Consider the following 10,378-nt stretch of genomic DNA (forward strand, 5'->3'; position numbering starts at 1 on the left):
CGCACCGCACCACCGGGCCCCGGGGAGCGCGACGGCGCGGGGCGACTGAGATCCCGACTCCCTACGCCGGTGCTAACCGGATCAGGTGCGAGGGTCTGCGGATTCCGTCCGCACTCTCAGCGTCGGTCGGGCCGCGGTGTCACGCACGGCCCGGGACGCTCCCCTGTCGTTCGCCGCCGACCCTACACCGGCGCGGCGCACCCGCTGTCCGGCACCGGCTGACCTGCGGTGGCGCACCGGCGGCGCTAGCGTGGGGCGGAGCAGAGCCGTCCCGACGCAGGAGGTCCCGTGGCCGACGAAGAGACCCAGTCCACGTTCGCGAAGATCACCGGCCTGGTGGTCGCGGGCGCCGTCGCCTGGATCGCGGGCAAGGCCGTGGACGCGGCGTGGAAGGCGGCGTCCGGGCACAAGCCGCCCAAGCCCGAGGACGACGACGACCCGCGCATCGCCGAGGTCGTCGCGGCCGCCGCGATCACCGCGGCCGCCGTCACGGTCGCCCGGGTGTTCGCCACCCGCGGGACCAAGAAGTTCGTGGAGCGGGTCGACAAGAACCGGCGGCTGCCGAAGGCCTGAGGTCTCAGCCGCGCGCGCCGGACCCGGGCGCGTCCTCCGGCGGCGTCCCGCGCCGGGTGGCCTGGTCCTGCGCGTCGGTCAGCTCGTCGACGACCAGCAGGTCGCGGCGCACCTTCCCCGTGCGGTAGCCCGCCCGGCCGACCAGGTGCGCGGCGACCGGCGCCGTGAGCATCTGGAACAGCGCGACGAGCACGAGCGCCCACACGGCCCCACCGGACCGCAGGCGCAGGGACAGCCCGATCAGCACCAGGATCAGCCCGAGCACCTGGGGCTTGGTCCCGGCGTGCATCCGGGACAGCAGGTCGGGGAACCGCAGCACGCCCACGCCGGCGGCGAGCGCCAGCAGCGCCCCGCCGATGAGGCAGACCGAGGCCACGACGTCGGCGACCACGTCCCAGTCCCAGCTCATCGGGCGCTCCCCTCGTCGTGCTCCCCGGCTCCGTGCTCGTCGACGTGCCGGTCGGCGCCGTGCTCCCGGCGGTCCTCGTCCGCCACGACGCGGGCCCGCCGGGCCTCGTCGCCGTGCGCCGCGTGCTCGGCGCGGACCTCCGCGGGGTCCGCGGCGGGCCGCGGCGCGTCGCTCGCGGCTCCCTCGGCCTCGCGGGCCCGGCGCGCGCGGCGCGCCTCCTCGGCCTCCTCCTCGGCGCGGATCCGCTCGGCCTCCTCGGCGGCGATCTCCTCGCGGGTGCGGACCCGGCCCTCGCCCGCGGGCTCGACCGACGCGAACCGGGCGATCGTGGTGGAGCCGACGAACCCGACCAGCGACAGCACCACGAGGATCGGCACCACGTCGGCGCGCCGCTCGGCGGAGGCGTACAGGGCGACGGCCGCGACGACGACCGTCACGAGGATGTCGAGCGCCACGGTCCGGTCGAGCATCGACGGCCCGCGCTCGGCCCGGATCAGGGCCAGCGCGCCGGCGACGGTCAGCAGCACGGCGCAGGTCAGCAGCACGGCGGTCACGCGCGCACCTCCTGGCGTCGGGAGGACCGGCCGCCGGGCGCCAGGCCCGCCTCCCGGAGCTCGTCGTCCGAGGCGAAGGCGCGCAGCACCCGCTCCTCCTGGTCCAGCACGTTCTGCCGGGCGCGCTCGACGCCGCCGGACTGCTCGACGTCGAGGACGTGCAGGTAGAGCATGCCGGTCAGCCGGTGCGCCTCGACGACGAGCGAGCCCGGCACCAGCGAGCAGAGCTCGGCGGTCATCGTCAGGTACAGGTCGGAGTGGTTCCGGAGCTGGACGCCGATGACGGCGCCGCGCGGGGTGTGCCGCGGCCGCAGGGCGACCCAGGACACCTCGACGGACGCGTGCAGCAGGTCCCAGGCGAACCGGCCGACCAGCAGCAGCAGCGGCACGGGCCGCACCGTCCCGTGGAAGTCGATCGGGGTCATGCGCAGGAGGCCGGTGACGGCGACCGCGATCACGGCCCCCGCCAGCACGTTGCCGACGGACAGGTCGCCCCAGAGCAGGACCCAGACGACGACCAGCCAGACCATCGTGGGCCACTGGGCCGCCAGCTTCCTGCGGCGCGGGTGCAGGCTCACGCGTCCTCCTCCCCGTGCGCGACGTCGACGGACTCCCCGGAGCCGCGGCCGCCCTCGGGCAGCACGGACTGGATGTACACCGAGCGGTCGTCGAGCGCGGCGGCGGCGCGCTCGGCGTAGCCGTACAGCGGCCCGGCGGCGACGGTCAGCGCGAGGCCGAGCACGACCAGGGCGGCGGCGGAGCCGACCATGCCCTTCGGCAGCGTGGCGTCCGGGAGCGGCTCGGGCGGGGTCTGCCAGAACGCCTTGTTCCAGGCCTTGATGAGCGCGTACAGCGTGAGCAGGGAGGTGACGACGCCACCGACCACGAGGGTCAGCGCCAGCCACGACCCGTCGGCGACGCCGGCCTGCAGCAGCCCGACCTTGCCGAGGAACCCGGACAGCGGCGGGATACCGCCGAGGTTCATGGCGGGGATGAAGAACAGGATCGCCAGGACCGGCGCGAGCTTCGCCAGGCCGCCCAGGGAGTCCAGCGACGTGGACCCGCCCCGGCGTTCGATGAGGCCCGCGACCAGGAACAGCCCGGTCTGCACGATGATGTGGTGCGCGACGTAGTAGATCGACGCGGACCAGCCGGCCTGCGAGGCGAGCGCGATGCCGAACAGCATGTAGCCGATGTGGCTGACCAGCGTGAACGACAGCAGACGCTTGAGGTCGTCCTGCGCGACGGCGCCGAGGATGCCCACCACCATCGTGGCGAGCGCCGCCCACATGAGGACGTCGTCCATCCGGCCCTCGGGGAACAGCAGGGTCTGCGTGCGGATGATGGCGTACACGCCGACCTTGGTGAGCAGGCCCGCGAACACGGCCGTCACCGGCGCGGGCGCCGTCGGGTAGGAGTCGGGCAACCAGGCGGACAGCGGGAAGATCGCCGCCTTGATCCCGAACGCCAGCAGCAGCATCACCTGCAGCAGCAGCCGCACCCCGGGGTCGATCTCCGGCAGCCGCTCGGCGAGCTGGGCGAGGTTCACCGTGCCGGCGGCCGCGTAGGTGAGCGCGATCGCGATGAGGAACAGCAGCGACGACAGCAGCGCGACGACGACGTAGATGCTGCCGGCCCGGATGCGCTCGCCGGTGCCGCCGAGGGTCAGCAGCACGTACGAGGCGGCGAGCAGGATCTCGAAGCCGACGTAGATGTTGAACAGGTCGCCGCTGAGGAACGCGTTCGCGACGCCCGCCGCCAGGATCAGGTACGTCGGGTGGTAGATCGACACGGGCGCGGCCTCGTCGCCGTCGGCCTCGCCCTGGGCCAGCGAGTACAGCTGGACGCAGAGGGTCACCGCAGCCGAGACCGTGAGCATCAGGGCCGACAGCCGGTCCGCGACCAGGTCGATGCCGACCGGCGCGGCCCAGCCGCCGATGTCGACCACCAGCGGCCCGTCGTCCGCGAGGACGAGGAGCGTGGCGGCGACGACGAGCACGACGCTCAGCGCGACGACGCTGATGATCCGCTGCAGCCGCGGCCGGCGGTACAGCGCCAGCGCCAGGCCGGCGCCGAACAGCGGGACGACGACGGGCAGCGGCACCAGCCACGTGTACTCGGTCATCGGCTGCCCTCCCCGCGGTCGTCGGTCGGTCGGTCGTGCTCCCCGGCGCGGGCCCCCACGCCCGCCGGGCCCGGCCCGCCCTCGTCCGTCTCGTCGCGGGTCTCGGCGGCCTCCTCGTCCAGGGTGGTCGTCGACTCCTCGGTGTCCGCGTCCTCGAACGCGCGCTGGTCGCGGGCCGCGAGCCGGGCGATGCGGCGGTCCTCGACGTCGTCCTGCACCTCGTCGTGCCGGTGCAGCTGCCAGGACCGGTAGGCCATGGCCAGCAGGAACGCCGTCATGCCGAGGGTGATGACGATGGCGGTCAGCACCATCGCCTGCGGCAGCGGGTCGGCCATGTCCCGCTCGAGCTCGAGACCGACGAGCGGCGGCCGGCCGGCGGCGCCGCCCGCGACCAGGAACAGCAGGTTCGCGCCGTTGCCGATGAGGATCACCCCGATCAGCACCCGGGACAGGCTGCGCTCCAGGAGCAGGTACACGCCCGCGGTCACCAGGACGACGATGACGCCGACCAGGACCAGGTTGGGGCTCATGTCGATCATCGCGGGCCCTCCCGGTCGTCGTGGCGGTGCTCGACCAGGCCGGCGGCGACCGCGTCCACCCGGACCTCCTCGGCGGGCTCGGCGTCGCCGCCGACCGCCTCGGGGTCGCCGTCCTGCTCGGCCTGCCGGTCGATCTCGGCGCCGAGGCTGCGCAGGATGTCGAGCACCAGGCCGACGACGACCAGGTACACGCCGACGTCGAAGAACAGCGAGGTCACCAGGTGCAGCTCGCCGATCAGCGGCAGCGAGATGTCGATGATCCAGGACTGCAGCACCGTGCCGCCGAAGATCAGCGCGCCCAGGCCGACGCCCGCGGACAGGAACAGGCCGCTGCCCAGCAGCAGACCCGGCTGCACCGGGGCCGCCTCGCCGAGCTCGTACCGCCCGCCCGCCAGGTAGCGGACGATCAGCGCGATGCCCGTCACCAGGCCCGCCGCGAACCCGCCGCCCGGGGCGTTGTGCCCGGAGAACAGCAGGAACAGCGAGTACACGATCATCGTGTGGAACAGCAGCCGCACCACGACCTCGAACACCACCGAGCGGCGGCGCGGGGCCAGGGTCCGGCCGGCGCGCAGCCACTCGCGCGGCTGGTAGCCGGCGCGCGCCTCGACGGGCGTGCGCAGCGCGGCCTGCGGGTCGTCCTCGCTCCCCCACACGGCGCGGTGCTCGGGCGCGTCGCCGGCGCGGAAGATCGCGCCCGACCGCTTGCGGAGGAACACCAGCGACGCGACGCCGGTCGCCGCGACCAGCAGCACCGAGATCTCGCCCATCGTGTCCCACGCGCGGATGTCGACGAGCGTCACGTTGACGATGTTCTTGCCGCCGCCGAACGAGTACGCCTCCTCCGCGAAGTCGACCGACACCGGGATGTGGATGCGGGCGCTCGGCACGATCAGCGCGAGCGCGCCGACGGTCAGGCCCACGGACAGCGCCACGACGAGGCGCACCCACCGGGAGGCGACCAGCGGGCGGTCGGAGAAGTACGGGGGCAGCCGGCGCATGACGAGCACGAACACCACGAGGGTCACCGTCTCGACCAGCACCTGGGTCAGCGCGAGGTCCGGGGCGCCCTGGAGCAGGAACAGCGCCGCGATGCCGTAGCCGGACACGCCGAGCAGGATGACGGCCTTGAGCCGGCGGCGGGCCCGGGCGACCAGCACGGCGGCGACCGCGACGAAGGCGCCGATCACGAGCTGCGCGGGCCGGTCCCAGGGCCGGGTCTCGGTCGGCAGCGACGTGAACCGGACGAGCGGGACGCCGACCGTCACGACGAACACCACGAGGATGCCGCCGAGGTAGAACGGCAGCGAACCGCGCTGGGTGATCGCGGTGACGTCGGCGGCGACGTCGTCGAGGCGGCGCATGAACCGGCGGTACAGCCGGTCGGCCTCGGGGACGTGCGGGACGGCGGCCTGCGCGGCCTCGACCGGGCCCCGGGCCAGGAACAGCAGCACGCCGACCGCGAGCACGACCACCGTGATCGCCAGGGTCGGGGTGAAGCCGCCCCAGAGCAGCAGGTGTCCCGGCTCGCCCGCGGGGTACCGGTCCGCCTGGGGCGCCAGCAGCTCGTCGCCGACCTTCGGGGCCAGCGCGACCACGAGGCCGAGCACCGCGAGCAGCATCGCGGGCCACACGAGCAGCAGCGACGGGCGGCCGACGGCGGCGGGCTCGGCCCGGTCGTCCTCGGCCGGGGCGTCGAGCTCGGGGACGCTGCGCTCGTCGCGCGCGGCGGGCTCGTGCTTCGCCGCCCGCGCCTCGCGGGCGAGGGTCAGGGTCTTCACCGCGGCGGGCGACAGCACGGGCTTGGTGGCGAACGCGCCCCACCACAGCCGCAGGCCGTACGCGACCGTCAGCGCGGAGCCGACCGCCACCAGCACCAGCACGGCCAGGTCGAGGGGGTGGCCGCCGTGACCCAGCGCCTCGAGCGCGGCCTCCTTGGCGACGTACCCCGCGAACGGCGGGGCACCGATCATCGACAGCGTGGCCAGCCCGCCGGCGAGCGCGGTGATCGGCAGCGCGCGGCCGACGCCGGACAGCCGGCGCAGGTCGCGGGTGCCGGTCGCGGCGTCGACGACGCCGACCACGAGGAACAGGGCCGCCTTGAACATCGCGTGCGCGCCGACGAGGGCGAGGCCCGCGAGCGCGGTCGCCTTCGTGCCGTAGCCGACGAGCAGCACGATGAGGCCGAGCTGGCTGACCGTGCCGAACGCGAGGATCAGCTTGAGGTCGTGCTGGCGCAGCGCGCGGTAGCCGCCGAGCAGCAGCGTCCCGCCGCCCATCACGACCACCATCCAGCGCCACGCCGCCAGGTCCGCGTACGCCGGGGCGAACCGCGCGACCAGGTACACGCCGGCCTTCACCATCGCCGCCGCGTGCAGGTACGCGGACACCGGCGTCGGCGCGGCCATCGCGGCCGGCAGCCAGAAGTGGGTGGGGATGAGCGCGGCCTTGCTCATCGCGCCGACCAGCAGGCAGACCACCGCCGCGGTGACCATCGGGCCGTGCGGCGGGTCCGCCAGGGTCTCGGAGATCCGGTAGGTGCCCGCGGCCTCGCCCAGCAGGATGACCCCGACGAGCATCGTCAGGCCGCCCGCGGTGGTGACGACGATCGCCTGCATGGCCGCCCGCCGGCTGGCCTTGCGCTCGTGGTAGTGCCCGATCAGCAGGTAGGAGAAGACCGTGGTCAGCTCCCAGAACACGAACAGCAGCAGCGTGTCGTCGGCCGTGACCAGGCCGAGCATCGCGCCGGCGAAGGCGACCAGCACCCCGCTGAACCGCCCGAGCCCGCTCGCCCCCGCCTTGAAGTAGGCCGAGCAGTAGACCAGGACGATCGCGCCGACCCCGCCGACCAGCAGCGACATCAGCCAGGAGAGCGTGTCGAGCCGGAACGACAGCTCCATGCCGAGGCCGGGGATCCACTGGACCACCTGCGTCGGCCCGTCGCCGTCCAGCACGCGGCCGGTGAGGGAGAGCGCCCACACCGCCACCGCGGCGGGGGCGAGCGCGAGCACCCAGAACGCCTTGCGGCCGATCCACGCGACGAGCGCGGGCGCGACCAGGGCAGCGACGAGGTGCACCGCGAGGAGCTGCAGCACGTCCGCTCCGTCCTGTCGTGGGCGGGTGGTCGGTCGGTCGATCGCGCCGACCCGGCCCCGCGGTGGCCCTGAGGCGCGCCCGCGGCGGTTCGACGGCTGTGGTGTTGTCAGCGGGCAGGTACAGGGACGCACGGCGACGCGGCGCACGCAAGCGTGCGGAGGCCGACCGTGGTCGAGGGATTACCTGGACTCTATCAAGTGATGGCCCAGCACCACCGGGGCCGGCCCGCGTGGGACCCGACCCGGGACCTCCGGTCGCGGGGCCCGCCGCCCCGGGCGATTAGCGTGACCACGTGGACCTGCTGCGGATGACCTGCCTCGTCGTGGTGCTCGTCGCCACCGTCGTCGGGGTCGCGACGTTCGCTCTCGGCGCACGGCGGCTCACCCGCACCATCCGGATCGGCCGCCCGGCGCCGGGCCGGCTGCGCCCGGTCGGCCGGCGGACGTGGCTCGTCGTGCGGGAGATGGTCGGGCACGGCCGCTTCCAGCACACCCCGGTGGTCCGCGCCGCGCACTGGGTCGTCATGGTGTCGTTCCCGGTGCTGTTCTTCACGCTGGTCGCCGGGTACGCGCAGGTCGCGGACCCGCGGTGGGCGCTGCCGCTGCTCGGGCACCTGGCGCCGTGGGAGTGGCTCACCGAGGGGATCGCCTGGCTGTCGCTCGCGGGCATCCTCGCGCTGATCGCGGTGCGGGTGCGACGGACCCCGCGGGGCCTGCCCCCGACGCCCGCGCGCGCCGTCGCGGCGGTCGGGGCGGGAACCGGCGACGGGTCCGGGCCGGTCGACGACCCCGGCGCGCTGCCGCAGCGGCGGTCGCGGTTCTTCGGGTCGAGCACCGCGCAGGCCGTGGTCGTCGAGGCGACCGTGCTGCTCGTGGTCCTGGCCGTCCTGCTGCTGCGCGGCCTGGAGCACGAGCTCGCGGTGCGCGACGGCTCCCCGCTGGCGAGCGCCTGGCACTTCCCCACCACCGCGTGGATCGGCGGGCTGTGGTCCGGGGCCTCGACCGGGGCGGTCGAGGCCGCCGTGGTGGTGTGCGCCACCGTGAAGATCCTGGTCTCGATGGCCTGGTTCGTCGTCGTCGGGCTCCAGCCCACGATGGGCGTCGCCTGGCACCGGTTCCTGGCCGTGCTGAACGTCTACGCGCGCCGGTCGACGTCGGGCGCGCCGGCGCTGGGCCCCCTGGAGCCGGTCCGCGTCGACGGGCGGGACCTGGACGTGGCCGCCCTGGAGGACCTGCCGGACGACGCGCGCCTCGGCGCCCGCGCCGTCGAGGACCTGACCTGGAAGCAGCTCCTCGACGTCACGACCTGCACGGAGTGCGGGCGGTGCCAGGACCAGTGCCCCGCGTGGGCGACCGGCAAGCCGCTGTCCCCGAAGCTCGTCACCCTGGCGCTCCGGGACCACGCCGCCGCGACGGCGCCCTACCTGCGCGCCGCGCGCGCCGGGGCCGACGTCGAGCCCGGGCACGTCGACGTCGACCTGGTCGCGTCCGGCGTGATCGACGCCGACGCGCTGTGGGCGTGCACGACCTGCGGCGCGTGCGTCCAGCAGTGCCCGGTCGACATCGAGCACGTCGACACGATCGTCGACATCCGGCGGTACCAGACGCTGATGGAGTCGGCGTTCCCCGCCGAGCTCGGCGGCACGTTCACCAAGCTCGAGCGCCGGGGCAACCCGTGGGGCCTGCCCGCGCGGCAGCGGCTCGACTGGGCGAAGGGGCTGCCGTTCGACGTGCCGGTCGTCGGTGCGGACGTGGCCTCCGCCGCCGAGGTCGACTACCTGTTCTGGGTCGGCTGCGCCGGGGCGTACGAGGAGAAGGCGAAGCGGACCACCCGGGCGGTGGCGGAGCTGCTGCACACCGCGGGGGTGACGTTCGCGGTGCTCGGCGACGGCGAGGGCTGCACCGGCGACCCGGCCCGGCGCGCGGGCAACGAGGTGCTCTACCAGATGCTCGCCTCGGCGAACGTGGAGACGCTGGCCGCTGCCGGGGCGCGGGCCGTCGTCGTGACCTGCGCGCACTGCTTCAACACGCTGTCCCGGGAGTACCCGCAGCTCGGCGGGCGGTACGACGTCGTGCACCACACCGAGCTGCTGGACCGGCTGGTGGGCGAGGGGCGGCTCACGCCGGTCGCGGCGCCGGACGCGCCCGCGCAGCGCGTGACCTACCACGACCCGTGCTACCTCGGCCGGCACAACGAGGTGTACGAGCCCCCGCGCGAGCTGCTCGCCGCGCTGCCCGGGGTCGAGGCCGTCGAGATGCCGCGCACGCGGGAGCGGTCGTTCTGCTGCGGGGCGGGCGGGGCGCGCATGTGGGTCGAGGAGTCCATCGGCACCCGGATCGGCACCGCACGCGCCGAGGAGGCGATCGGCACCGGGGCGGACGTCGTGGCCACCGCGTGCCCCTACTGCACGGTGATGCTGACGGACGGCGTGGCGGCGGCGGGCGCGAGCGCGGGTGGCGCGGGCGGCGCGGGCGCAGGGTCGGGCGTCGACCGCGGCACGGTCGGCGTCCCGGAGGTCACGGACATCGCCCTCCTCCTCCTGGACCGCGTCCGCGCCGCCCGCTGACCCGCCGCACCCCGCCGAGATGGCAACTCTCGGCTGTGCGGCGTCACTGGCGCGCACCCGAGAGTTGCCGTCTCGCCGAGTCTGCAGAGCGCGCCTCCGCGCACGCGGGGGTGCACAGGCCGGGAGTGGAGACTCGGCGGGACGGGCGTGGCGGGCGGGACGGGCGGGCGCAGCGCGGGCGTGGCGGGCGGGACGGGCGTGGCGCGGGCGTCAGCGCGGGGCGGAGCGGCGGGCGCGGACGGCGCGGACCGCCACCACCACGCCCGTCAGCACCAGCAGCACGCCGATGCCCTGCAGCCCCGGGGAGTCGTCCGCCTCGCCGGCGACCACCGCCGCGGCGCCGAGCAGGACGGCGAGGGCGGCGAGCACGTACGACATGGGGACCTCCGGGACCGGGCGCGCGCGGCGGGTCCGCGACGCACGATCGACTGTCGGCCGTGATCGATCGACAGTCAACCGATCGCACGAGACGCGCGCACACCCTCCACCGACCGCGGCCCGCCCGCCGCGCGCCGC

General features: G+C 75.0%; 9 protein-coding genes and 1 riboswitch. Of the genes, 2 read left to right on the plus strand and 7 right to left on the minus strand.

All coding sequences use genetic code 11. The annotated features are described in order from the left end of the window. Nucleotides 1-41: 41 nt before the first annotated feature. A riboswitch (TPP riboswitch) is annotated at nucleotides 42-175 on the minus strand. A 113-nt stretch (nucleotides 176-288) separates the two neighbouring features. Next, nucleotides 289-573, plus strand: a complete 285-nt coding sequence (locus FA014_RS04205; RefSeq protein ID WP_154728452.1) for a DUF4235 domain-containing protein — start codon at nucleotides 289-291, stop codon at nucleotides 571-573. A gap of 4 nt (nucleotides 574-577) precedes the next feature. Here the strand turns inward: FA014_RS04205 and mnhG are convergent, their stop codons facing one another. Genes mnhG through FA014_RS04235 form a run of 6 tightly spaced genes read right to left on the minus strand, consistent with a single transcriptional unit; the run spans nucleotide 578 to nucleotide 7,295 of the window. Next, nucleotides 578-982 carry a monovalent cation/H(+) antiporter subunit G gene (gene mnhG, locus FA014_RS04210; RefSeq protein WP_154728453.1) on the minus strand — a complete coding sequence of 135 codons (405 nt, stop codon included), beginning with the start codon at nucleotides 980-982 and terminating at the stop codon, nucleotides 578-580. Beyond that, on the minus strand, nucleotides 979-1,536 hold the full coding sequence (locus tag FA014_RS19860) for a monovalent cation/H+ antiporter complex subunit F (RefSeq protein ID WP_230322854.1): 558 nt from the start codon (nucleotides 1,534-1,536) through the stop codon (nucleotides 979-981). The genes mnhG and FA014_RS19860 overlap by 4 nt, the downstream gene beginning before the upstream one ends. Further along, a complete protein-coding gene (locus FA014_RS04220) occupies nucleotides 1,533-2,114 on the minus strand; it encodes a Na+/H+ antiporter subunit E (RefSeq protein WP_154728454.1) in 582 nt (193 codons plus the stop codon). Before FA014_RS04220 ends, FA014_RS19860 begins: the two co-directional genes overlap by 4 nt. Further along, nucleotides 2,111-3,661 (minus strand): Na+/H+ antiporter subunit D, encoded by a 1,551-nt coding sequence (locus FA014_RS04225; protein ID WP_154728455.1) that lies wholly within the window; start codon nucleotides 3,659-3,661, stop codon nucleotides 2,111-2,113. Before FA014_RS04225 ends, FA014_RS04220 begins: the two co-directional genes overlap by 4 nt. Next, entirely contained in the window at nucleotides 3,658-4,200 is a 543-nt protein-coding gene (locus FA014_RS04230) for a Na(+)/H(+) antiporter subunit C (RefSeq protein WP_154728456.1), read from the minus strand. Before FA014_RS04230 ends, FA014_RS04225 begins: the two co-directional genes overlap by 4 nt. Continuing rightward, nucleotides 4,197-7,295, minus strand: coding sequence for a Na+/H+ antiporter subunit A (locus tag FA014_RS04235; protein ID WP_154728457.1), 3,099 nt, complete (start codon nucleotides 7,293-7,295; stop codon nucleotides 4,197-4,199). The genes FA014_RS04230 and FA014_RS04235 overlap by 4 nt, the downstream gene beginning before the upstream one ends. A 293-nt stretch (nucleotides 7,296-7,588) precedes the next feature. Here FA014_RS04235 and FA014_RS04240 point away from each other — a divergent pair, with 293 nt between their 5' ends. Further along, nucleotides 7,589-9,862 (plus strand): (Fe-S)-binding protein, encoded by a 2,274-nt coding sequence (locus tag FA014_RS04240; protein ID WP_154728458.1) that lies wholly within the window; start codon nucleotides 7,589-7,591, stop codon nucleotides 9,860-9,862. Between the two features lie 210 nt (nucleotides 9,863-10,072). Here the strand turns inward: FA014_RS04240 and FA014_RS19865 are convergent, their stop codons facing one another. Continuing rightward, nucleotides 10,073-10,240, minus strand: a complete 168-nt coding sequence (locus FA014_RS19865; protein WP_187365107.1) for a hypothetical protein — start codon at nucleotides 10,238-10,240, stop codon at nucleotides 10,073-10,075. Nucleotides 10,241-10,378 lie beyond the last annotated feature (138 nt).

The organism is Cellulomonas hominis (genome assembly GCF_005239125.1).
GTDB lineage: Bacteria > Actinomycetota > Actinomycetes > Actinomycetales > Cellulomonadaceae > Cellulomonas > Cellulomonas hominis_A.